This is a genomic window from Pseudarthrobacter sp. LMD1-1-1.1, assembly GCF_040676255.1.
Taxonomy (GTDB): domain Bacteria; phylum Actinomycetota; class Actinomycetes; order Actinomycetales; family Micrococcaceae; genus Arthrobacter.
The window spans coordinates 374,113-396,282 of the sequence record NZ_JBEGHP010000001.1 but is presented as its reverse complement, the minus strand read 5'-3'; the positions used below and the strand labels follow the sequence as shown (position 1 = coordinate 396,282).

Below are 22,170 nucleotides of genomic sequence, written 5' to 3'. Positions count from 1 at the left end.
CGGGTACGGCCTGGTCACTCCCGCACCACCCGGATGGTGCCCAGCGACGGGTCGGCCGGATCGGGCAGGACCATCCCGGCCTTTAGCCCCGATTCCAGGTACTCAATGACGGCTTCGTTGATCCTTTCGCCCGGAACAACCACCGGGATGCCGGGCGGGTAGGGCGTGATCTGCTCGGCAGCGACCCGTCCCACAGCTTCCCGGGCGGGCACATCCTCGCGGGGACCGAAGAAGGCGTCCCGGGGAAGGGCAACCGTTTCCAGTTCCAGGTCCGACGGCGAGGGCACGGAAACCTCCGGCGGGGCCGGAAGTGACGGGGCGGCGTCGATAAGGGCCCGCAACGCCCCCAGCAGCCGCTCCGCCGAGGCGTCGTCGTCGGCCATGGACATGGTGGCCATGATGCGGCGGTGGTCGCTGAGCCCCATGTCGATCCGGCAGTTTTCCCGCAGCCAGTCCGCCGCCTGGTAGCCGCTGATCCCCAGTCCCGAAAGGTCCATGAGGATCTGCAGCCGGTCCAGGTCGTGCGAGGATTCCTCGGCGAGGAGCTCGTCCTCGAGCACATGGATCCCGGGGAGCGCGTCGATGTCGCTGCGCAGCCTCCTGGCCAGGCCCAGGGCGTTGCCAAGGAGTTCGGTTCCGTGCTGGACCATCTGGCGGCGCCAGCCGTCGATGGCCGAGTACAGGATGGCGTTGGGGCTGGTGGTCATCAGCAGGTCCGCGCACTGGGACAGGTGCGTGGCGTCCACCAGGTCCCCCTGGACGTGGTAGACGGAACCCTGCTCAAAACCGGCGCCCATCTTGTGCACCGACACCACGCAGACGTCGGCTCCGGCGCTCATTGCCCAGGTGGGCAGGTCCGCGTGGAACGGCAGGTGTGCACCCCAGGCCTCATCAACGATCAGGGGCTTCCCGCGGTCGTGGCAGATCTTCGCGATGGCGGCGATGTCCGCGCAGGTGCCGTAGGGTGTGGGGCTGACGATCAGGGCGCCGGCCGCATCCGGGTAGCGTTCCCACATCTCCTCCACATCCGCGGGTGACGGCGGGTGGGCGATATGCAGGTTGGGGTCCCAGCGCGGCCGGATCCAGCGCGGCTGGATGCCGGAGAACACCAGTCCGGCCGTGATGGATTTGTGGGCATCGCGGCTGACCAGCAAATCACCTTTGCCGGCGGCCACGGCAATGACGGCTGCCTTTACGGACAACGAGCTGCCGCAGGTGGAGAAGAAGGCCTGGTCGGCGCCCACGGCATCAGCCATCAGCTGCTCTGCCTTCTTCAGGTATCCGCCGGAAGAGGAGCGGTCGTCCAGCCCTGCCGAGGCGAGGACGTCCGCGCGGAAGGTGTCGGCCCCGAGGATGTCCCTGACGCGGGGATCCGCGCCGCGGCCCTGCCGGTGGCCGGGCGGGGTGAAGCCGTAGCGGTCCAACTTGTGATAGCTGTCCAGTGCGTCCAGCAACGGCGCTTCGTTGTGGTCCATGCTGTTGTTCCTTCCGTTGGATCGGTCAGTAGGGTCGCGGTACGGGTTTCAAAGGGGCGCGTACGACGGCGGCAGTACCGTGCGGCGGCCGGGCTACGCTCCGGTGAGGGTCGTCCAGACGCCCACGGCGCCTGCCACCACCATGACTGCGGCGGTGAACCAGCCCAGCGTGGCTGCGAGCCTGCCGTTGCGGTACTCGCCCATGATGGCTTTGTCCCGTGAGATCAGCATGGTGACCACCAGGAACGGGGCTGCGGCAATGCCGTTGACGGTGGCGCTGAAGACCAGGAGTCCGATGGGGTCGGAGGAGAAGAAGCTGATGAGGACACCGGCCACAATGCCCACCCCCAGCAGCGTGTAGAACAAGGGGGCGCGCCGCGGGCTGAGGTCAAGGCCCCAATCCCTGCCGAGCAGGCCGGCCAGCCCCGCTGCCCCGGAGGCTGCGAGTACCGGAACGCCGAGGATGCCGGTGCCGATGAAACCGGCGGCGAACAGGACGGTGGCGGCCGGCCCCACAACAGGGTCCAGCGCCTTGGCCACGTCGGCTGCCGTATTGACCTCGGTGCCGTCCCTGCCCAGGGTTGCTGCCGTGGCCGCCATGATGGAGAACATCACCAGGACCGAGAAGACCATGCCGATGAAGACGTCGGCCCGGGCCTTCCGGAGGGTGTGGGCGGCGGCGGCAGCATCGGGCCGGTCCTTCAGGCCCACGGCCTCGTCACCGCCGTGGTCCTCGGCCCGCAGTTCCTGGACCCGGTGGGCGCTCTGCCAGAAGAACAGGTACGGCGAGATGGTGGTGCCCAGCACGGCGACCACCAGGCCAAGGTATTCAGGGGCGAAACTGAACTTCATGCCCAGCATGCCTTCAAGGACGTCGGGCCAATCCACGTTGGCCACGAACAGCACCGCGACGTACGCCAGCAGGGTGAGGCAAAGCCATTTGAAGACCCTCGCAATGAAAGCAAACGAACCGCTGATGAGCGCCACGGCAATCCCGATTCCCGCTACAGCACTCCAGAGGTGGTCAGGGCCGGCGCCAAGCATTTGCATGCCCTGCCCGATTGCCATGAGGTCCGCTGCGGCATTGAGGATGTTGCCCACCAGCAGGGCGATGATGAGTACGGCGATCACCACCCGCGGGCGGCGGGTGAACTTGCGCCGGGCCAGCCTGCCCAGGCTTTCGCCGGTAGCCAGCGCGGTCCGGTCGCAGATCTCCTGGACCGCCATCATCATGGGCAGGACCACCGGCGCGGTCCACAGCATGCTGTTGGAGAAGGTGGCGCCGGCCTTTGCATAGGTGGCAATCCCCGATGGGTCATCGTCCGCGGCACCGGTCACCAGGCCGGGGCCGAGGAGTGAACTGAAACGGCGCAGGAGGGACCTGCGTGCTGCGCCAGGGGCCGTGCCCTCAACGTGGGGTGGCACGGTGGTTTCGGCCTTGCTCATCCGGTCTTCTCCGCTCGCGATCGGCTGCCAAGCCCCCCACTACTAAGCAAGCTTAGGATTCGTAGCCCATGGTAGGGCATGAATCTGGGAAGAGCGTTTCAGGAAAGGCGGCTCAGATCCATTTGTTGTGCTTGAACGCCAGGTAGAGGACCAGGCCCATGGCCACCATCAGGCCCAGCGCATACGGGTAGCCGTAGGTCCAGGCCAGCTCGGGCATGTTGGCAAAATTCATGCCGTAGATGGATGCCACCAGGGTGGGGGCGAACAGGATGGCGGCCCAGGAGGAGATGCGCTTGACCTGCTCGTTCTGTTCAAAGCTGGACTCGGTCATGCGCTGCATCTCGTCATTTTGCCGCTGCGCCACCAGGGCGGCGTTGACGGCGAGCGCGTTCTGGAGCAAGGCGCGGAACGAAGCCACCCGTTCGTTGAGCCGGATGACGTGGTCCAGGACGTCCCGGTAATGGTCCCTGAGTTCGGTGGCCTGATCGCGGTCCGGGGTTCCGGCCATGAGGGCCTGCAGGATTCCCGCGAGGGGACTCGTGGCCCGCTGGAAGGTGATGACCTGGCGGGACAACTCGTAGATCCTGCGGGACACATCGGGGTCTGCGCCGAAGAGGTCGTCCTCGATTTCGTCAATGTCGTTTTCCAGGCCGGCCACCACGGGCTCGTATTCGTCCACCACCTGGTCCAGGATGCCGTACAGCACGGCATCGGGTCCCAGAGCCAGGAACTCCGGCATGGCCTCCATGCGCCGGCGGACCTTGGCCAGGTCCGGCGACTCGGCATGCCGGACGGTGACCACGTACTCATCGCCGACAAAGACGTGGATCTCGCCGAAGTCCACCTTCTCGACGTCATCCCGGTACCGGGCCGGCCGGAGGACCAGGAACAAGCACTCCCCGTAATGCTCCAGCTTGGCCCGCTGGTGGCCGGCGAGCGCGTCCTCGATGGCCAGGGCGTTGAGGTCGAATTCCTCGCCCACGGACTGCAGTTCTTCCGCGTCCGGCCGGTAGAGGCCGATCCACGCCATCCCCTCGCGCTGGCGGAGCAGGAAGTACGTCTCGTCAAGGTCTTCCGGGTCCTCGGTGCGCAGCCCGTTCACGTAGACGGCGTTGTCGATGATGGTCACCGCTCCCCCTCCCGCTCGCGCTCCCATTCGTCCAAAAGTGCCGGCATCCGCGCTTTCAGGAAGCGGTAGAACCTGGCCATCTCCGCCACCCTGGCGCGTGCCGGGGAGCCCTCCGGGAGTGTTTCCGCCGTCGCATCGGTCAGTGCCGCCAGCTTCTCGTAGACGGGACTGTTGCGCATGGACACCACGTACCACTCGTCCTCGTGCAGGGCATAGAGGTCGCGGCGGCTGCCGGGCTGCGAGATCCGGTGCACAAAGCCCACGGTCTGCAGGTACCGGACGGCGCCGGACACCGCGGCGGCGCTGGCGCCCAGCCGGTCCGCGAGTTCGGCGGCCGTGAGGCTCCCCTGTTCGGAGGACACCAGCGCCAGCAGCGTCCTGGCGGGCATCTTGGGGAACCCTGCTGCGGCGAACGCGGCCGCAGTCCGTTCGGCCGCGGCGGCGGTGGACGCCGCGGTGGCCAGCGTGTCCCTGGCAGCCGCCACCTCAGGGCCGGCGCTCATGCCGAACCCACCTCCCGCCGCCGCATCACCGCAACGGCCAGCGCGGCGGCAAAGGCGGAAATCAACAGCATCCACCATGCTCCGCTCCAGTCCGTCGCGTCGCCGCGGGGCACTGGTGTGTGGGCGAACGGCGAGAGGTCGCGCAGGCTTTGGTCAATGCCCAGCATGGCCCCGAAGATTCCCAGCATCACCCCAAGGGCCAGCAAGGCCCAGCTGGCGGCGATGGTGGCGGCGGGCCACAGGACAAACACCAGTGCCGGAACCGACAGGTAGATCAGTGCCGCCGGCAGCTGGGCGGCGGCGGTCTGCCAGAGGGCGTCGGCAGGCATGGATTCATCGCCGGTGCCGGTGAGAGTGGCCCACGCGCCCACTCCGGCCAGGCCCACCACCAGCACCACGGCAGCCCCGCCGAGCAGCAGGTAGCCGGCCAGCCACCGGACCCGTCCCACCGGGGCGGACAGCAGGAGTTCAGCGGTCCCTGCCGCTTCCTCCTGCCGCAGCCTGATCACCGCCTGCAGGGCGCACGCGGCAGCCAGGACCCCGGCCATGGAGAACAGCACCGACACCATGAGCTGGGTGAGTGAGGTTCCCTGCGACTGGAGCATCGCGCGCAGCATCGCCGTGATGTTGGTGTCCGGGGTGTCGACGGCGGCAATCGCCTTTCCGAGCGACCCCGCCAGCAGGCCCAGGGCCAGGCCGCTGAAGCCCCAACCGATGATGGATCCCGCCTGCAGCCGCAGGGCAAGGGCCACGGGACCGCTCAGGCCCCGCCGGGCGGCTGCCCGTCCCGGCAGCGCTTCCCAGACGCTGGCCCCGCTGTCGCGCGTGCCCAAGAGGAGCCACGCCCCCGCGAGGCAGCCTGCGCCCAGCCCCACCGGCAGCAGCAACGGCCAGCCACGGTTGCCCGAGTACGCAAAGGTCTGCTGGCCCCAGCCGATGGGTGAGAACCAGCTGGCCGCCCCTTCGGTCATCGTGGTCCCGCTGGCGCCGGGCGTCCCCGTGGCGTCCCCGATCCCGCGCAGGACGTAGGCCAGGACCACCAGCGCGGCGGAGACGCCGTTCGCTCCGCGTGAGGTCCCCATGAACTGGGCCACCAGCAGCCCCACGCCCAGGAAAGCGAGGCCGACGGCGCCCGTCGCGGCGCCGGCGAGCAGGGAACCCTGGGGCTCCAGGCCCTGCGACATGAACCCGGCAAAGACTGCGAGCGCCACCAGGATGTTGGCCGTGATGCCGTGCAGCAGGGTGGCGGTGTTGGGCAGCAGCCGTCCGGCAGGTGTGGCGGCCACCATTTCCGCGCCGCCGCTTTCCTCGTCGGCCCGGGAGTGGCGTACCGCCAGGAAGGTGCTCATCAGGCCTGCCAGCAGGGCGATGAACGCGTAGATCAGGAAGAACGTGAAGGCGCCCTGGTCTGCGCCCCGGGGCAGGCCGCGCAGCATCAGGATGGCGGGCGTGGCAATGGCCACCTGCAGGATCTCGGTCCGGCTCGCCACGTTGCCGTAGGTCTGGGTGACGGCGGCGGCCGCGAACATGGCAAACGCACCGATGGCCACCACCCAGCTCAGCAGCTGCCAGCGGTCCCGGCGGATCCGCTGGCCCCAGAGGACCAGGAGGACGCCCATGTCAGCTCCGCCCCCTCGCGCCCAGCAGGTGCCGCCGGGAGCCGTGGGTGGATTCGGAAGGCGTTTCGGCCCCGGTTTCAGCGCCCAGCGAGGTATCCCCGTAGTGCCGCAGGAAGAGCTCTTCCAGGGACGGCGGGACGATCGTCAAACCTTGCACGCCCAGGGCGCCCAGGGCGGGAAGCACCTCTGCGATCCGGTCCGAGTCCGCGCTGAACCGGACCCGCCCGGCGTCGAGCGCCAGGTCATGCACCGCACCCAGCCGGGCCAGGGCCTCCGGGTCCAGCCCGTCCGCGGCGAAGGAAACTTCCGACCTGGTGAGGTGCCGCAGCGAGTCCAGCGTGCCGCCGTCGACAATCCTGCCTGCCCGGATGATGCTCACGCGCTGGCACAGCACCTCCACCTCGGAGAGGATGTGGCTGGACAGCAGCACGGTGGCCCCGCGGTCGACGGCGGCGAGCAGCTCCCGGCGGAACACTTCCTCCATGAGCGGGTCAAGGCCGCTGGTGGGCTCGTCCAGCAGGTAGAGCTCGGCTTCGGTGGCGAGGGCGGCGATCAGCGCAACCTTCTGCCGGTTGCCCTTGGAGTAGGCGCGGCCCTTCTTCGCCGGATCAAAGTCGAACACCTGGCACAGGTGGTCCTTCCGCCGTCGGTACGCGGCACCGTCCGCCGCGCCGCCGCGCAGCCGCGACAGCAGGTCGATGGTTTCACCGCCGGAGAGGTTGGGCCAGAGCCGGACGTCGCCGGGCACGTAGGCCAGGCGGCGGTGCAGTTCCACGGCCTGGGTCCAGGGCTCGTATCCCAGGACGGTGGCAGAGCCGGAGGTTGCCCGCGCCAGGCCCAGGAGGACGCGCAGGGTGGTGGACTTTCCCGCGCCGTTCGGGCCAAGGAATCCGTGGATCTCCCCGCGCTGGACTTCCAGGTCCAACCCGTCGAGGGCCCTGACGTGGCCGAAGTGTTTGTGCAACCCCACTGTTTGGACAACGGTATTCATGGTCCAAGTCTTAGAAGTTTTCACAACTTTGTGAAGGTACTAAAGTCCCAGCTATGACCCCCGACGGATCCGTGCCAGGCGCGCAGGCCACCCGCTCGTCAACGGCACCGCTGTATGCGGCGGGCTTCGTCACGGCTTTCGGCGCCCACAGCATCGCGGCGGGGCTGGGCGCGCAGAGCGAAAACATCGGCCTGACCCTGCTGAACCTCGGTATCCTGCTGGCCCTCTACGACGTGGCGGAGGTGTTCCTCAAGCCGGTCTTCGGCGCCCTCAGCGACCGCATCGGCGCCAAACCTGTCATCGTCGGCGGCCTGTTCGCCTTCGCGGCACTGTCGCTGATTGGCCTCGGCGCCGCCGATCCGTTCATCCTGGCCCTGGCCCGGCTGGGACAGGGGGCCGCAGCGTCGGCCTTCTCGCCGTCGTCGTCCGCCATGGTGGCAAGGATGGCCCGCGGCGGAAAGGCCGGGACCTACTTTGGCCGGTACGGGTCCTGGAAGAGCCTTGGCTACATCATTGGGCCGCCGCTGGGCGCCGGCCTGATCCTGGCCGGCGGGTTCTCCCTGCTGTTCGGCACGCTGTCAGCGCTGGCGGCGGCCACGGCCGTCTGGGTGCTGGTGTCGGTGCCGCACCTGGCGCCGCTGCCGCGCAAGCGGTATACCGTGATGGACCTGGCCCGGCAGGTGGGCGAGCGCCGTTTCCTGGTCCCCACGCTGGTGCTTGCCGCCTCGACGGGTGCCCTGGGTGCCGCCGTCGGCTTCCTCCCCGCGCTGGCCACCCGCCACGGCCTGGACGCCTTCGCCGGGACGGCGGCAGTGAGCGTGGTGGCACTGGGCTCGGTGCTCACCCAGCCGTGGATCGGCCGTCTGCGGGACCGGCACGCCGTCACCGACAACAAGGGCACGACGACGGGCCTGCTGCTGATTGCCGCGGGCATCGCTTTGGTGGCGGCCGCCCCGGGAGTGGTCACCATCTTCCTTGCGGCTGCACTGGTTGGCTCGGGCATCGGCGTGGCCACCCCGCTGGGGTTCGCGCACCTGGCGGACACCACGCCGCCGGAGCGGATGGGCCGGACCATGGGCTCGGCCGAGCTGGGGCGCGAACTGGGCGACGCCGGCGGACCACTGCTGGTGGGCGCCATTGCCACAGCCACAGCCCTGCCGTTCGGGCTGGGCGCGTTGGCACTGCTGGTGGCCGCCGCCGCCGTCCCGCGGCTGGACCCTGTCAAGCCCACCGCCTGAGCGGCCTTCCAGCTTTTTGTGTCACCCTTAATCGCGATGACTTCCTCACGGCAACTCTCCATCAGGACTCCGGCACGGCCTGCCCCGGGCTCGGCGTTCCTGTTTGTGCTGTCCACGGTGGCGTGCATTGCCGGGCTGGTTGCCACCTATTACTTCTTCGTCCAGACCACCACGGGCCAGTTCATCGATGAGTCCGCGCTGGTGGAAGCGGTGGAGATCCACGGGCCCGCGGGCAAGGCCGCCACCCAGTTCCTTGACTGGCTGCCCACCATCTCCCTGGTGATGGCCGCCGTCGTGGTCCTGTTTGTCACCGTGATCCGGCGGCACTGGGCGGAGGCCGGGATTGCCGTGGCCGCGTGCATCGGCGCGAACGTGGCGACGCAGATGCTCAAGGACCTGCTGCCGCCGCGCCCGGACAAAGGCGTGCTGACCCTGGAACTGAACTCGTTGCCTTCCGGCCACACCACGCTGGCGGCGTCGGCTGCCGCCGCGGTGTTCCTCATGGCGTCGCCGCGCTGGCGACCCATGGCCGGCTTCGTTGGCGGCTCCTTTGCCATAGCGTCCGGGGTGTCCACCCTGATCAACCAGTGGCACCGGCCCGCGGACGTGGTGGCGGCGTTCCTGCTGGTGGGTGCCTTCATGATTCCGGCGGGCTGGCTGATCCTCCGGCGCGGGTCCTGGAACGAGTGGGACGGGTTCGGCGACCACCTCGGCTCGGCCCGGATCTGGCTCACGCTGCCGGTGCTGATCGGGCTGGGTTCGGCCGGGGTTGCCGTGTATTCACTCATCCGGATTGCGCCCAGCCCGTGGCAGGAAACCAGCACCACCAACTACTTCTGGGCCGGCATCTCGCTGATCGTCATCGCGGGATACCTGGCCACGGTGGCCACCACGTCGCTGTTCGCGTACGCCGCACGGCGGCAGGGGGCGCCCAGGCGGTAAACCCCTCACCCGGGCGCTTCCTCCCCCACTGGGCACACGTGTCAGTTGCCCTCGCCGAGGTCCGTCGTATCCAACTGGGCACTGTCACGGCCGATGCTTTCCTGCATGGCGGCGGCGAGTGACAGTTCGTCCAGGTAACGTGCGGCGGGCTGCCCCGTGGCCTGGGCCAGGCGGTCCAGCGTGGCCAGGTGCTGGCGTGCCAGCTCGATGGCCAACTGCTCAACGATGTTGGGCCCGTTGCGCACCACGAGGTCGCTGAGGTAGGCCTGGAGGCGGCCCGCAGGCATGCCCTGGCTCCGGGCATCCGCGGCGACGAGCCGGGTGAGGGCAGCCGCGGCAAGCGCGGGTTTATCGCTGAAAAGTTCCATGTCGCCCCCTAGTGGCAAAACAGGCTCGGATGGGAAGCGCCCGCATGCGTGGCAACAATGTAGCGGTTCCGCGCCCGGCCCGTAAGGGTCATGGGCCCTAAGTTATTGGTGGGCCTGGGACTCCGTTTGGGCGGGCAATGCCCGGCCCTCGTCCCGCGCTCACGCAAATCGCTCTTTATCGAGGAACGCCTTCAGGATGGCGCCCCGCGCTAGCTCGATCCAGCGTCCTGCCGGGAAGTCTTGCGGCAACCTTGATGCATTGGAGTGCCGCAACTTGATCGGCGCGGTGAATAGTTGCAGGTGCCAGGGCGGCGTTTTGAAGTGGGCGCCACCCGGCACTCCCCTCCCCGCCCTTTCCGTTGAGGCGCGCGGCGACCCCGTTTCAGGAACTGAGGCGCTTGCGCAGGAGGCAGAATTCGTTGCCTTCGGGGTCCTGCAGGACGTGCCACTGTTCGTCCCCGGTCTGCCCCACGTCGGCCGGCCGGGCACCAAGGGCCAGCAGCCGTTCCAGTTCGGCGTCCTGGTCCCGGTCCACCGGGTTGACGTCGATGTGCAGGGGAAGCCGCCCCACCCGCGGGTTGCTGCTGGCGCTCAGGATGATGGTGGGCTGCAGGCCGCCGAACCCGGCGTCAGCCGGACCGATCTCAATCATCCCGTCCTCCCTGTCCAGCTCGACATAACCAAGGACGTCACCCCAGAACCGCGCAAGCAGTTCCGGGTCGTCGCAGTTCAGGACCAGTTCACTGATTCGGCATGACATGGTGCCAGTGTACGGATCGCCTCACGCCACCGGCCGTACGGACACGAGGGAAGGCACAACGGCGGCACACACCTTCCGCTGGCCCCCGGCCCGACGTCCGTCCCCGGCGCACCCGGTCCCCTCGACGCGGAAATGCATCCGCGACCTGCATCCTCCCCAAACACCCAAATTGCCAGCTCGGCAGGAGACGGTGCCACTGCATGGGGGGATGCAGCGGCACCTTCTTCCGCCGAGCTGGCGGGTGGAAAGCTCAGGCACAGTAGATCTTCTTGTTTCCCGTGCCGATCTCCAGGCTCACCTTCACGTACGCGGTGGCCTGGGCACCGCCTGCGAATGTGGCCACGATCCTGACCGTCGCCGGGGTGGTGGTGACCTGGGTGAAGATCGCGGAGTCTCCAAAGAGCGATACGCTCCCGGAAGTACCGAACGGGCCAGCCAGGTCCGAACTTGCCCCGTAGACCCCGTTGGTTCCGGCTGCCGAGAAGGCGAGTTTCGTTGGAGTCTCGGAGAATCCCGAGTAGGCCAGGGATACGTACTTGTTCGCGTTATCTACGTTGCTGCAGACGGGGGTGTTGAACACGGGTGGCGGCCAGGTTCCGGAGGCAGTAACCGTCATCGACGCCGTCGCGCCCTGTTGCCAGAGTGCCGACGCCGTGGCGCCGCCAACACCCAGCAGCACCGTGAGCACGAAGGCCCCGACGGCGGGCGCCGCACCTGGGAGGTCCCGGAACCGTGCCATTTACCCAGCCTCGGCAGCCGGGGTATGGCGCTTGCGGGTCTTGCGGACGGATTTGTAGAGCGTGATGGCTCCGTAGCCGATGAGGGCGACGGCGGCGATGACGGTCCACGTTCCCCGGTCGGAGTTCCCCAGGAAGTTGGCCACGAAACCCACGTACGGGACGGCATAGAACAGCCTGCCTTTGACTTGGATGGCACGCACCGGATTGGGATCGTTGGCGCCATTGTTGTCACCCTTGGTAATCAGCGTCTTCTCGCCCTGTTGGGTGGAACCGAAGCCCACAATCCGGTGTGTTTCCACCTCCGGCCGGCCGGAGTACAGCTGGAACGTGATGACGTCGCCGTACTTGAGCTCTTCAAACGGCACCGGCTTCATCACCATGAAGGTGCCTGGCGGATACTTCTGCGCCATGGACTTGGTGAGGATCGTGTAGGTCTGCGAACCCGTCGCCACCGGCACCACAATCAGGACCAGGGCGGCGAACAGCGCCACCAGCATGGCGGCCATGCTCAAGAAGCGTCCGACGGCGGCCCAGACGGCTTTGCGTTTGCTTCCTCTTGCTGGCGTGGTTGCCGCAGTCCCGGTCCACTGCTTTGAGGGTTCGGCTGCGCCGCCAAGCAGGCGTTCGGTCAGGTCAGCAGCCACTGGGTACCCCGCAGAGCTGACGTGCGGTGAGTGTGGTTTGGATTGTCACTGCTTGTCCTTTCACTGTTGATGGAGTGCCGGACACGAGGCTGACCTGGAAACAGAAGACGGTTGACCCTGCCTTGGCGACTGTGGGCGAGACGAGACCGGCCGCACCAATCGCCGTGTAGCCGGTGGCGGTGCTGCATTCGGTGGGTGACGCTGCCACCTTTGCGTTGACGATGATGTAGGTGGCAAGGGCTCCCCCGTTGAGGTTCGCCACGCTCGGTTGGCTTGCGGTGAGGGCGGTGTTGAATTGGCCGCCGGCGTTGGTGTTGTTGGTGACCACCACGCCCCCGTAAACCGATGTGCCCGGCCCCAACGTTCCCGCGGGAGACAAGGTCAGATTTGCCGAGGTCTTCCCGTCCGCAAGCGTCATGTTGGTCGTCGCACCTGTGTTGACCGCCTGGAGGGCCATATCGAACGATGCGGACGTGATGGTCCCCGGGGAGGCCGACGCCGCCGCACTCCACAATGCATAGGTTCCCTGTACCGTGAACAGGCCCAGGACCACTGCCAGGGCGGTCAGTGCCGCCGCCTGCAGCCTGCGCTTGGTGCGCATGGTCCCTCCTGGTTATGGTCCTGTCGCCTGCTCATTTATGCGGGTGGCGGTAGAGCCACCCGCATCCATGGACTACGCGCCTGCAGGGAGCACCTGGGAGAGGGTGAACTCGACGTTATTGAAGTTGTAGGTCTTGTTGACGTCAACCCGGTCCTTCGTGCCCGACTTGAATTCGAACGTGATAGTCGCAGTGACCTTCTTCGAAGTGGTGAGAGGATTCGCCACAGCATCAGTGCCAACAGTGAGGACCGGCGCAGAGACATTGACGCTGTCCCCGACGAATCCGTTAGTGGCATTCGCGCCGCTTGCCGTGATGTTCGCGGCCATTTTGGCTCCCGTGAGCGTGACGTCCAGATCCTGCTTGAACGTGAGCAGGTCGCCGGGAACTACCAAGTACGAGCCGTCCTTAATCTTGGCGGTGATGTCCACGCCGGCCCGGTCGGTCCAGACGCCCGGAGCGCTGTTCAACCCAACCTTCAGGTCGCCTGAGACGATGTTCCCGGGAGCCGCGGTTGCCTGGTCGTTCCATGCGGCCAGGGTTCCCCCGCCGCCCAGCAGCAGTGCTGCGCCCACGGCGATGGCAGCGGTGCCCTTGATCAGAGTGCTGTTCTTCATGATGTGTCCCCTCAGACTTGGTTGGCGTGCGGTGGTCTAACTGAGGACCACTTTGCCGGGCCTACCTCAGGAAGCGGGGAGGAAAAACGTCAACAAAAGCTCAAGGTATTTGAAAGTTCAACCGAGGCCTGACCTGCGCTTCTATCCCAAATACTGCTGTTGGCGCCTCGCCTGCCGGGGCGCCGCGGCAGCTACTGGTGCCGGCCCATCTCGGCGTCAAGAATGTCCAGGGCGTTGGCACGCATGGCACTGAACGCCTGGTCCGGCGGGAGACCCGCCACATCCCGCAGCCAGACGTAGGGTTCAATCCCGGCAACCGCACGGAGCCGCACGGCAAGCGCAGGGATGTCGATCCCGGATCCGGCGGCTTCCAGCGGAGACAGGGCGTCGCGGTACCAGCCCACAGCCCGGCCCCCGCGAAGAGTGGGTCGGGCGGTCCCCGGGGTAAGGGACAGCCGCAGCGATGCCCGCAACTGCGGTTCCCAGGCCCGGATGAACTCGAAGTGCGCGTCCAGGGTGCGCACCAGGCGGGCACGGACGTCCGACGGCGGCTCCTCGCCAAGCAGCGACGCCAACCCGGTCTCGGGGAGGGCCGCGTGCAGGAGGGCTTCCTTGTCCGGGAAGTACCGGTAGGCAGTCGTCCGCGAAATCCCGGCGATGGCGGCGACTTCGGCAACCGACGGATCCTGCCCGTCCTTCAAGAGGTCCCGGAGCGAGGACACCAGTTCTTCCCGGGTGCGCGACTTCTGCCGGGTCCTGCCGGTCTCCAGATATTCTTCATTGTGGCGTACGGACACAGGATTTATGATACAGACGTACCGTTATGGTACGGATGTCCCACAAAAAACTCACCTAGGGGTTCCCGTGGCCGATCCCATTGCAGTGAATCCGCAGCACTACCGACTCGTCTTCGAAAACGACCGGGTCCGCGTCCTCGAGTACAGCGACGGTCCTGGAGACACCACCGGCACCCATTCCCACCCGGACAGCGTGATGGTCACACTCAGTTCCTTCGCCCGCCGCCTCCGGTCAGGGGACCGTGAAGCGGACGTCGAGCTGCAGGCGGGGCAGGCACGCTGGCTGGACGCGCAGGAACATTCCGGCACGAACACCGGCTCTTCCCCGACCCACTGCCTCTTTATCGAACTGAAGGAACCCCGTCGGGAGAACCCAGGCGTGGATGAGCAGGCCGCCCACACAGGCCGCCTTGGTCCTGCTGAATCCTAGTCGTCGGGCAGCCCCCTAGGACCGGTCCCCTGCCAGCAGCAGCCTGCACCAGGCATCGGCCAGCCACTCAGCGAACTGCCGGGGACCCCACCCCCGCTGGTCCACCAGGAGCACCCAGTACTCGGGCCCGTTCATGCTCCAGACCGCATCGGCGAGTTCGGCCGCGGGGCGGTCCGTTCGCAACTCCCCGGTGGCGGCGAGGTCCCTAACAAACAGCCGCATGTTTGCGGCACGGCGGTCGGAAATCTCGATCCACAGCGCAGCGCAGTCGGGATCAGTGCCGGCGGCGTCGCGCAGCGCCAAATAGACCGGCGCCAGGCGGGGCTGGATGCCGGCCAGCGCGTGGGCGTAGATCGAGATTTTCTCGGACGCTGCCTTCGCCTCCCGCAGGCGGACCACGTAGTCCCGTTGTTCAGCGGGCACGGCCTGGCCGGTGCCCGAGATGGCCGCTTCCACCACCTCCCGCAGCAGGTCCGGCTTCCGACCGATGGTCGCATAGATGGTGTCGACGGCGACTCCGGCCCTCCGCGCAATGCCCGCCACCGTAGTGGCCCGGTACCCCTCCCCCACGAAGAGCTCGCGGGCGGCGGCCAGCACGGCGTCGCGGGTGGCGGCCGCCTGCTCCTTCCGCAAGGGCGAGTGGTAGCGGCGTGCGGGGGCATTGACTTCACTCATCGCCGGGCCTAGCCTTAATTCATCCGAATACTATTCGGATGAATTATAGCAGGAAGCCCCGGACAGCAACGCAGGGTGTCAACGCAGCGGAACAGGGGACGGAAGGGCAGGGCATCATGTCAGAGCACTTCGACACCGTGGTGATCGGCGGCGGCCAGGCAGGCCTGGCAATGGGCCACCACTTGTCCCGCGCCAAGCGTTTGTTCGTCATCCTCGATGAGAACCCACGGACCGGAGACAGCTGGCGCACCCGCTGGGATTCCCTCAGGCTCTTCACCCCTGCCCGGTACGATGCCCTTCCCGGAAGCCGCTACCCTGCCCCGCCCTGGTCTTACCCGTCGCGTGAAGAGTTTGCCGAGTACCTCAGCAGCTACGCGGAGAAGTTCGGGCTGCCGGTCCGGAACAACGTTCGGGTCAACCGCCTCAGCCACAACGGAAACAGCTTCGCCATCGAAGCCGGCGGCCTATACCTGGAAGCCGACAACGTGGTGGTGGCACCCGGCTGGGACAGAACACCCAACGTGCCGGCCTTCGCACGGCAGCTCACCCCGGACATCAAGCAACTCACGGCGGGAAGCTACAAGAACCCGAAGGACCTCGCGCCGGGCCCCGTCCTGGTGGTGGGGGCCGGCAACTCCGGCGCGGACATCGCCCTGGAGCTTGCCCGCAGCCGCACGACCTACCTCTCCGGCCGGCACCCCGGCGAGATCCCCTGGCCCATCGACGCCGTGGCGGCCCGGCCCCTCACCCTCGCTGTCTTCTTCGCGTTCTCCCACGTCCTCAACCTCAACACTCCCGCCGGCCGGAAGGCCCGCCCGCAGATCCTTGCCCACAGCGGGCCACTGGTCAGGGTGAAGAACCGGGACCTGGTGCGTGCCGGCGTCGAACGCGTCCCCAGGACGGAAGGCGTCCGGGACGGCCGGCCGCGGCTGGCAGACGGACGAACACCGGACATCGCCAACGTCATCTGGTGCACCGGCTTCCGGCCGGACCTGGCGTGGATCGACCTGCCGGTGTTCGGCCCGGACGGCGAGCCGGACCACGCCCGCGGGGTGGCCAAAGCCCAGGCGGGACTGTACTTCCTGGGAGCCACGTTCCAGCAGTCGCTGGCATCCTCCATGGTGCACGGCGTGGGCAGGGACGCAGCCTTCATAGCCCGGTGCATCGCCGCCAAAGCGCCAAGCGGATCAGGGACAACGCAACTGCCCGGGGACGTCAGGCCGGAAGGTTCAGCTGCTCCACAATGATGCGGGCGGTCGCGGGGTCGCCGAGGATGCGGAAATGCCCGGCCACCGGCAGCTCGATGTTGGTGGCCCCGGGCAGGACGCTCCCCTCCGGAATGTGCGGATCGAACGGTCCGTAGAGCGACGTGATGCGGCTGTTGATGGCCAACTCGCGGGACATCTGGAGGGTCAGGGCGTTCCGCGGCGAGAAGATCCGAAGGCTGGGCAGCAGCATGTACCGGGCGTAACGCGAGCCGGAAAAGGGCGAGCACACAGCGATCATCCGGTCGATCCGGTGCTCGGGATCCAGGGACAGCATGGTGTACTTACCGATCAGGCCGCCCTTGCTGTGCGCCACCAGGATGGCATCGCGCAGCCCCGCCTCCTCCAGGTGCTGTGCCACCAGTTTGGCGGCGTCCGGCACCTTCAGTTTGTTGCGTTGGAGCACCGTGACCACATGCACCGGATGCCCGGCGTCGTGGATGGCCTGGATGAGCGGCATCATGAACTGCCAGTTTTCGTACACGCCGGGGATGATCACCACAGGCGGGCGGGTGCCGTTGCGGAAGGACGCCGGCTGCACGCGCGAGAGGAACCCGCGGACCTGCCAGCCCGCGGCGTACACGTAGTCCTGCGCCCACCACACAGCCTTCTGCAGCGGACTGATGCGGGCAGCGGCGCCGGGATCACTCATGAGTCGAGAATAACCTCGGCGGGGCGCCTACCCACCAACCGGGCCCGCAAACACGCCTCAGTAGTTGCGGCGGTGCTTCAGGCGGGGAATCACGACGGCGAATACGGCCGCCGCGGCGAAGCCCAGGACGCCCGTGGCGGCGATCCCCGGACCCAGGGAGGCGAGGGCCGTCACCCCGGAGAGGAGCACCGGTCCCCCGGTGGAGCCAGCGTCCGCCATGAATCGCCAGAGGCCCAGGAACTGTCCCCGACCGCGGTCCGGTGAGAAGTCGGCGCCCAGGGTCATCACCAGCCCGGAACTGATGCCGTTGCCAAACCCGATCAGCAGCGCAGCCAGCAGCAGCCCCACAAAGGACCCGGTCAGCGGAATGAGGAGCAGCGCTGTCCCCATGAGCAGCGTGGATGGAACCGCCACCCACTGCCGCCCCTTGCGGTCCATGAGTTTTCCCGCCGGGTAGAACACCAGCATGTCGATGGCGCCGGACAGCCCGTAGATCAGGGACGCTGAGGTGGCATCCATACCCAGGTGGTCGGACCAGAGCGGGATCACCACTTGCCGGGAGGACCGCAAGGCGCTGAGCAGCAGGATGCCCATCCCCAGTGAGAGGAACACGCCGGCATGGGACACCGCGACGCTGCGGAGCGTGGGCTGGGGGCCTGCGTCCGCGCCCAAGCGGACCTCCGGCGTCGTAAGGTCCGGGATGGTCAGGGATAGCATCGCGGCTGCCGCCATGGCCACCACCCCCACCCAGTAGGCGCCGGCGATGCCGAAGAACTGCATCACCGCTGCCCCCGCAAAGGGGCCGATGAAGACCCCGATCCGGTTCACGCCGCCCAGCGTGGACAGCGCGCGGGCGCGGAATGCCACGGGCACGGCCTCGGTGAGGTACTTTTGCCGCGCCAGGCCAAAGACCGCACCGGACATCCCGACGACGGTCATCGCCACGGCGAGGAGCCATAGTCCGTTCGGGGCGAGGGAGGAAGTGGCGGCGGCCGCCAGGGCCAGGCCGGCGGCGACGGCGGCGCCCACGATGGACCAGCGTTCGCCGAAGCGCAGGGTCACCAGGGAGGCGGGCAGGTTGAAGAACCAGGACCCCAGTCCGATCAGGGTGACGATCAGGGCTGCCACCGCCACCGAGGCGCCCAGGTCGCGGGCAGACAGTGCCACCACCGGGAGGATGGCGCCCTGCCCGATTCCGAAAAGCAGTGTGGGGCCGAAGGCGGCCACCGCAATACTGCGCAGGTTGAAGGGCTCGGGGTCATCCGGGGAAGTCATCAGATTTATCCTATGACCGCCGGATCCGCACCCCCTTCATCGCCGGCTGTCCGCGGCGCCTCCGGCGTCTTAGCGGGCCCGCGGCTCGAGCCCGGCAAGGGCACGGAGCAGGTTGACCAGCTCAACAATGGCGCCGATGACCGAGCCCACGATCCCAAGAACCAGGAGCACCCTTACCACAACGGGCCAGCCGGACCAGCTGGTGCCGAAGTCGAACGGGAAGACCTCCCAGAGACGCATCATGGCGGCCACGCCGACGCCCATGACCACCAGGTTTCCCAGTGCCAGCAGTGCCCTGGCGCGAATCACCGCGCAAACCAGGTTCACGATGATGCCCGCGATCAAGGAGGCATTGATGAGGTCCAGGGCGCGGGGCATGTCCGCCGTCAGGAACGGCAGCACCCGCCACCCGGGCCAGACGTTGATCCCGTACAGCAGCAGGGCGTTGACTATGGCAGAGCCAATGCTGCCGCTACGGCTGATGGTCCTGTCCGCCATGCCCACCAGCGTGGCCCGGAGGTTAGCCTGCGGGAAGTGCCGAAGGTCCCCTGAGCCGGGCTCAGTAACCGGCCAGGAGTTCGGCGGCCTTGCCGTCCGCCGCCGCGTTGACCAGTTCCTCTGCGACGATATGCAGTTTGGTGTTGGCGTGCTGGCTTCGGGTGGCCAGGACCTGGAAGGCCGCCTGGCCGTCCACACCCCGCAGTGCCATGACGATGCCTTTGGCCTGCTCAATGAGGGCCTTGTGCCCGTACGCACCCTCAATCGCTTCCTCCGCCGCGTGCTGGGATTCGATGCGCAGGCTCTGGGTCACGTCCACCATGAATCCGCGGACATACTCCACCTGCCCCGACGGCTCTGCAACGGCCTGGACCGCGGAGAAGACACGCCGTTCCCTGCCGCGGACGTCTATCACCCGGTGGAGCAGCGCCCCTTGGCCTCCGCCGTCCATCAGGTTCGTCCAGAGGGCACGGACCGGCTCCCGGTCCAGCGGGTGCTTGTGGGCCATGAACAGTTCCCAGGTAGGCACTACGTCGCCCTTCTTGAGCCCGTGGATGACGTACATGCCTTCGGACCATTCCATCTTTCCGGAGGGGACGTGCAATTTAAAGGTCCCCGAGGGACACTGCGCCGGAGGCTGGAGTGGAAAGAGATACGTATCCAGTTTTGACCACATATTGTCCTTCTCAAGTCAGCCGAACCCAGCCGGGGTGCACGGCACCACCCTAACTTTACTTGCCGGCCATATGTCACTTTCCATGGCAGGCTCCCCAAAATTGTGGGGGTCACAAAGGGCCCGGCGAGGAGTAGCGTTCGCCTTATGGGGTGCTGAAGCGCGTCCCAATCCAAGGGGAGGTCAGTTCATGGGTGAAGTATGGATCCGCACGCTGGGCAACGGGCTGGTCCGGTCAGACCGAGTCACCGAGATTTCATCCACCCGGGGATCCCTGCACGAGGACCGCGGGTATTCACTGAAAGTCATCGTGGACGGCAAGGGCCACGTACTGATTGACGACGGCGGGCTGCAGGGTTCGCTGCCCGAGCGGCTGGAATATGCCAGGCACATGGAGGACGCCCTGCTGCTGGCCATCGACGAGGCGCGCGAAAGCGACGCGTCCATGGTGATCTCGTACGAGCCGGAACGCGAGCGCTGGTCATCGGCCCCCGTTTCCGTATTAACGGGAAGACTCCCCGAAGTCGTCTGACCTGGGGAGCGTTCCCGCTGCACACTGTTCAGCTGTGGGTCGGCTCCTCCACCAGCGCCGTGGCGATGCTTGCGGCATCCTCCAGCGCGGCCAGGAAGCGCTCGGCGTCCAGGGCAGCGGCGCAGCCGGTGCCGGCGGCGGTGATGGCCTGCCGGTAGCGGTGGTCCACGGCATCGCCGCAGGCGAAGACGCCGGGCAGGTTGGTGCACGTGGTGGGCGCGTCCACCTTGATGTAACCTTCGTCGTCCAGGTCCACCTGGCCTGCCACGAGTTCCGTGCGCGGCAGGTGGCCGATGGCCACGAAGATGCCGGTGGCGTCCTGGTGACGGGTCTCACCGGTGCGGGTGTCCGTGAGGGTGACGCCGCTGACTTTGCCGTCGCCGTGAATGGCGGTGACGGCGGAGTTCCAGGCGAAGCGGATCTTGGGGTTGTCCTTGGCGCGCTGCGCCATAATGCGGGAGGCCCGCAGTTCGCCCTTGCGGACGACGACGGTGACGGACTTTCCGAAACGGGTCAGGAAGGTTGCCTCCTCCATGGCGGAGTCGCCGCCGCCCACCACAATGATGTCCTGTTCACGGAAGAAGAATCCGTCGCACGTGGCGCACCAGGAGACGCCGTGCCCGCTGAACTTCTTCTCCTCCGGCAGGCCGAGCTCCTTGTAGGCGGAGCCGGTGGCCAGGATGACGGCCTGGGCCTCGTAGGTCTCCCCGCCGCCGGTGACCACGCGCTTGACGGGACCTTTCAGGTCGACGGACGTGGCGTCGTCGTACTCAATGCGCGCGCCGAACTTTTCCGCCTGCTGCTGCAGCCCGTCCATCAGTTCGGGGCCCTGGACGCCGGCCGGGAAACCTGGGAAGTTTTCCACCTCGGTGGTGTTCATCAGCGCGCCGCCGGCGGTGACGGAACCGGCCAGGACCAGGGGGTTCAGTCCGGCACGGGCGGCGTAGATGGCGGCGGTGTAGCCCGAGGGGCCGGAGCCGATGATGATCAGCTGTTCTTTGCTCATTGCGTGTCCTTCGGTGGCGGTACTGCGGTGCGTCCGCGGGCTGCGCGGGCAGGAGTCAGGTGGTCAGTAGATCTGTGCGTGCCCTGATCACCCCGTCCGATTGTTTCATTGCTTGGCGGGCCACGGCCAAGCCGCCGTCCGGGCTGCCCACTGGCGAACCCCAAAGTGATAGGAAACTGCGGTCGATGTAATAAACGTCACTGTGTTGCGCACGTCACATCGGTTGCCTAATCTGGTTGAGGCCTAAGCAAACAGGCCATGCAAGAAGCTGCAGCGTCGCAGCCAATGCCGGGGAAGGCTTTACATCTTGAACTCTAAGCTGAACATCGTGGTCCGGATCGATCTGGACCACAGCAAGGCCCAGGTGATTGCAAAGGGGCATATCACCATCCACAGCATCAACGCCCTCTACGTAGTGGCAAAGCGCGCCAACTCCCTCAGGGGAGGCCTGGACCTGGAGCTCGATATCTCCAGCGCCTGGGTGGATCCGGAAGCGCTGGATATGCTCCACGCCGCTTCCGAGAGCGGGCAACTGCCAGCAATGATCGATCCGGACCAGGCACCATGCACCATCAGCGTGCTGGCCGACCGCCGGCATCCACGCACCGCGCCGTCCCGCCTCGCCGCATAGGACTCCCGGCCGCTCGCCGCGCCCATGCTTCGGGCCAGAGCAGGCCGCCAACCACTTCTTCCACCGCTCCAACAACCCGAAGTGCAGCTGCATCTGAACAGACGGATGGCTGCACTTCGGGGCTGTGCGGAGCCCCCGGGCCCCCGCGGGGCCCAAAACTTACATCAGCGGTGATCCGCCATCCAGGAATTCCCGGAGCTCCACCGCGCTCAGGCCGGCAGCCCTGCCCAGGGCCCCCTCCCCCGCGCCGTGCTTCGAGGCGTTCCTGACTGCATTCCCGAACTGCTCCTGCGCAGCGTCGAGCTCCCACTGAAGGCTCTCCACCCGTGCCGAAGCCAGCCGGACTGCTTCCAGGGGGTCGCCGGCCGGGCTGCCGTCCTCCGTGTAGCCGCAGGTACAGGACCATTCCGATGCACCGAGCTCAAGCGGCGCCCACCCCAGGGACGCGATCGGAACCGGGCCGGAGGTCATTGCCACGCCGCAATGGAAGGGTGCGGCCGGACCGTCAAGGTCCATGGCCGGCGCCGGACCGTCCAGCAGCGCGGACACCGGGGATTCATCGAACGCACTGGGTGCAGTCGGCTGGAGTTGAAATTCGTCATCGGCCTGGACGTGGATCCGTTGTCCCGCTGCCTGAGGTTCAAGTACTGCAGTCATGCGATCCG

At 67.2% G+C, this 22,170-nt stretch carries 26 protein-coding genes; 6 read left to right on the top strand and 20 right to left on the bottom strand.

Annotated features, from left to right (window positions below; translation table 11 throughout):
* Positions 1-14: 14 nt before the first annotated feature.
* The 6 genes from MRBLMD1_RS01940 to MRBLMD1_RS01915 form a co-directional block, all read right to left on the bottom strand.
* Positions 15-1,475, bottom strand: a complete 1,461-nt coding sequence (locus tag MRBLMD1_RS01940) for an aminotransferase class I/II-fold pyridoxal phosphate-dependent enzyme (protein ID WP_364397037.1) — start codon at positions 1,473-1,475, stop codon at positions 15-17.
* 93 nt (positions 1,476-1,568) lie between these two features.
* Complete coding sequence (locus tag MRBLMD1_RS01935) at positions 1,569-2,921, bottom strand: Nramp family divalent metal transporter (protein WP_364397035.1); 1,353 nt, start codon at positions 2,919-2,921, stop codon at positions 1,569-1,571.
* A gap of 112 nt (positions 2,922-3,033) precedes the next feature.
* Positions 3,034-4,050 carry a magnesium/cobalt transporter CorA gene (gene corA, locus MRBLMD1_RS01930; protein ID WP_159636203.1) on the bottom strand — a complete coding sequence of 339 codons (1,017 nt, stop codon included), beginning with the start codon at positions 4,048-4,050 and terminating at the stop codon, positions 3,034-3,036.
* Positions 4,047-4,553 (bottom strand): GbsR/MarR family transcriptional regulator, encoded by a 507-nt coding sequence (locus MRBLMD1_RS01925; protein ID WP_224026770.1) that lies wholly within the window; start codon positions 4,551-4,553, stop codon positions 4,047-4,049. The genes corA and MRBLMD1_RS01925 overlap by 4 nt, the downstream gene beginning before the upstream one ends.
* On the bottom strand, positions 4,550-6,172 hold the full coding sequence (locus MRBLMD1_RS01920; RefSeq protein WP_364397032.1) for an ABC transporter permease: 1,623 nt from the start codon (positions 6,170-6,172) through the stop codon (positions 4,550-4,552). Before MRBLMD1_RS01920 ends, MRBLMD1_RS01925 begins: the two co-directional genes overlap by 4 nt.
* Position 6,173: 1 nt before the next feature.
* Positions 6,174-7,163 carry an ABC transporter ATP-binding protein gene (locus MRBLMD1_RS01915; RefSeq protein ID WP_275179725.1) on the bottom strand — a complete coding sequence of 330 codons (990 nt, stop codon included), beginning with the start codon at positions 7,161-7,163 and terminating at the stop codon, positions 6,174-6,176.
* Between the two features lie 53 nt (positions 7,164-7,216).
* Between MRBLMD1_RS01915 and MRBLMD1_RS01910 the strand changes: the two genes are divergently transcribed.
* Together MRBLMD1_RS01910 and MRBLMD1_RS01905 are read left to right on the top strand one after the other, a co-directional pair.
* Positions 7,217-8,401 carry an MFS transporter gene (locus MRBLMD1_RS01910; protein ID WP_364397029.1) on the top strand — a complete coding sequence of 395 codons (1,185 nt, stop codon included), beginning with the start codon at positions 7,217-7,219 and terminating at the stop codon, positions 8,399-8,401.
* A gap of 36 nt (positions 8,402-8,437) precedes the next feature.
* A complete protein-coding gene (locus MRBLMD1_RS01905) occupies positions 8,438-9,343 on the top strand; it encodes a phosphatase PAP2 family protein (protein ID WP_364397027.1) in 906 nt (301 codons plus the stop codon).
* Positions 9,344-9,384: 41 nt separating this feature from the next.
* On the opposite strand, the gene MRBLMD1_RS01900 is transcribed toward MRBLMD1_RS01905, so the two are convergent.
* The 7 genes from MRBLMD1_RS01900 to MRBLMD1_RS01870 form a co-directional block, all read right to left on the bottom strand.
* Positions 9,385-9,711, bottom strand: a complete 327-nt coding sequence (locus MRBLMD1_RS01900; RefSeq protein WP_364397024.1) for a hypothetical protein — start codon at positions 9,709-9,711, stop codon at positions 9,385-9,387.
* A 382-nt stretch (positions 9,712-10,093) separates the two neighbouring features.
* Positions 10,094-10,471: a VOC family protein gene (locus MRBLMD1_RS01895; protein ID WP_159636221.1), complete on the bottom strand. Its 378-nt coding sequence runs from the start codon at positions 10,469-10,471 to the stop codon at positions 10,094-10,096.
* 250 nt (positions 10,472-10,721) lie between these two features.
* The gene (locus MRBLMD1_RS01890; RefSeq protein ID WP_364397020.1) at positions 10,722-11,210 is read right to left on the bottom strand and encodes a hypothetical protein; all 489 of its coding nucleotides are present in this window, start codon (positions 11,208-11,210) and stop codon (positions 10,722-10,724) included.
* Entirely contained in the window at positions 11,211-11,855 is a 645-nt protein-coding gene (locus MRBLMD1_RS01885; protein WP_364397017.1) for a signal peptidase I, read from the bottom strand.
* Positions 11,845-12,456, bottom strand: coding sequence for a hypothetical protein (locus MRBLMD1_RS01880; protein ID WP_364397014.1), 612 nt, complete (start codon positions 12,454-12,456; stop codon positions 11,845-11,847). The genes MRBLMD1_RS01885 and MRBLMD1_RS01880 overlap by 11 nt, the downstream gene beginning before the upstream one ends.
* Positions 12,457-12,528: 72 nt before the next feature.
* A complete protein-coding gene (locus MRBLMD1_RS01875) occupies positions 12,529-13,071 on the bottom strand; it encodes an alternate-type signal peptide domain-containing protein (protein ID WP_159636233.1) in 543 nt (180 codons plus the stop codon).
* A gap of 191 nt (positions 13,072-13,262) precedes the next feature.
* Positions 13,263-13,868 carry a TetR/AcrR family transcriptional regulator gene (locus MRBLMD1_RS01870; RefSeq protein WP_364397012.1) on the bottom strand — a complete coding sequence of 202 codons (606 nt, stop codon included), beginning with the start codon at positions 13,866-13,868 and terminating at the stop codon, positions 13,263-13,265.
* A 67-nt stretch (positions 13,869-13,935) separates the two neighbouring features.
* Between MRBLMD1_RS01870 and MRBLMD1_RS01865 the strand changes: the two genes are divergently transcribed.
* Positions 13,936-14,298 carry a cytoplasmic protein gene (locus MRBLMD1_RS01865; RefSeq protein WP_159636239.1) on the top strand — a complete coding sequence of 121 codons (363 nt, stop codon included), beginning with the start codon at positions 13,936-13,938 and terminating at the stop codon, positions 14,296-14,298.
* A gap of 15 nt (positions 14,299-14,313) precedes the next feature.
* Here MRBLMD1_RS01865 and MRBLMD1_RS01860 read toward each other — a convergent pair whose 3' ends face one another.
* The gene (locus MRBLMD1_RS01860) at positions 14,314-14,973 is read right to left on the bottom strand and encodes a TetR/AcrR family transcriptional regulator (protein ID WP_364397009.1); all 660 of its coding nucleotides are present in this window, start codon (positions 14,971-14,973) and stop codon (positions 14,314-14,316) included.
* A gap of 38 nt (positions 14,974-15,011) precedes the next feature.
* Here MRBLMD1_RS01860 and MRBLMD1_RS01855 point away from each other — a divergent pair, with 38 nt between their 5' ends.
* Positions 15,012-16,220: a flavin-containing monooxygenase gene (locus MRBLMD1_RS01855; RefSeq protein ID WP_364397007.1), complete on the top strand. Its 1,209-nt coding sequence runs from the start codon at positions 15,012-15,014 to the stop codon at positions 16,218-16,220.
* Here the strand turns inward: MRBLMD1_RS01855 and MRBLMD1_RS01850 are convergent.
* The 4 genes from MRBLMD1_RS01850 to MRBLMD1_RS01835 form a co-directional block, all read right to left on the bottom strand.
* Positions 16,189-16,890, bottom strand: a complete 702-nt coding sequence (locus tag MRBLMD1_RS01850; RefSeq protein WP_224026787.1) for an esterase/lipase family protein — start codon at positions 16,888-16,890, stop codon at positions 16,189-16,191. The two genes, MRBLMD1_RS01855 and MRBLMD1_RS01850, sit on opposite strands and share 32 nt — an antisense overlap.
* A gap of 57 nt (positions 16,891-16,947) precedes the next feature.
* Positions 16,948-18,165 (bottom strand): MFS transporter, encoded by a 1,218-nt coding sequence (locus tag MRBLMD1_RS01845; RefSeq protein WP_364397004.1) that lies wholly within the window; start codon positions 18,163-18,165, stop codon positions 16,948-16,950.
* 69 nt (positions 18,166-18,234) lie between these two features.
* Positions 18,235-18,663, bottom strand: coding sequence for a hypothetical protein (locus MRBLMD1_RS01840; protein WP_364397001.1), 429 nt, complete (start codon positions 18,661-18,663; stop codon positions 18,235-18,237).
* A gap of 61 nt (positions 18,664-18,724) precedes the next feature.
* Positions 18,725-19,246, bottom strand: a complete 522-nt coding sequence (locus MRBLMD1_RS01835) for a PAS and ANTAR domain-containing protein (protein WP_364396998.1) — start codon at positions 19,244-19,246, stop codon at positions 18,725-18,727.
* Positions 19,247-19,526: 280 nt separating this feature from the next.
* Here MRBLMD1_RS01835 and MRBLMD1_RS01830 point away from each other — a divergent pair, with 280 nt between their 5' ends.
* A complete protein-coding gene (locus MRBLMD1_RS01830; RefSeq protein WP_159631106.1) occupies positions 19,527-19,868 on the top strand; it encodes a hypothetical protein in 342 nt (113 codons plus the stop codon).
* A 28-nt stretch (positions 19,869-19,896) separates the two neighbouring features.
* Here the strand turns inward: MRBLMD1_RS01830 and trxB are convergent, their stop codons facing one another.
* The gene (trxB, locus tag MRBLMD1_RS01825; protein ID WP_159631104.1) at positions 19,897-20,874 is read right to left on the bottom strand and encodes a thioredoxin-disulfide reductase; all 978 of its coding nucleotides are present in this window, start codon (positions 20,872-20,874) and stop codon (positions 19,897-19,899) included.
* Positions 20,875-21,181: 307 nt separating this feature from the next.
* On the opposite strand from trxB, the gene MRBLMD1_RS01820 reads away from it, so the two are divergent.
* Positions 21,182-21,505 (top strand): hypothetical protein, encoded by a 324-nt coding sequence (locus MRBLMD1_RS01820; RefSeq protein ID WP_159631090.1) that lies wholly within the window; start codon positions 21,182-21,184, stop codon positions 21,503-21,505.
* A gap of 159 nt (positions 21,506-21,664) precedes the next feature.
* Here MRBLMD1_RS01820 and MRBLMD1_RS01815 read toward each other — a convergent pair whose 3' ends face one another.
* The gene (locus MRBLMD1_RS01815) at positions 21,665-22,162 is read right to left on the bottom strand and encodes a hypothetical protein (protein ID WP_275179740.1); all 498 of its coding nucleotides are present in this window, start codon (positions 22,160-22,162) and stop codon (positions 21,665-21,667) included.
* Positions 22,163-22,170 lie beyond the last annotated feature (8 nt).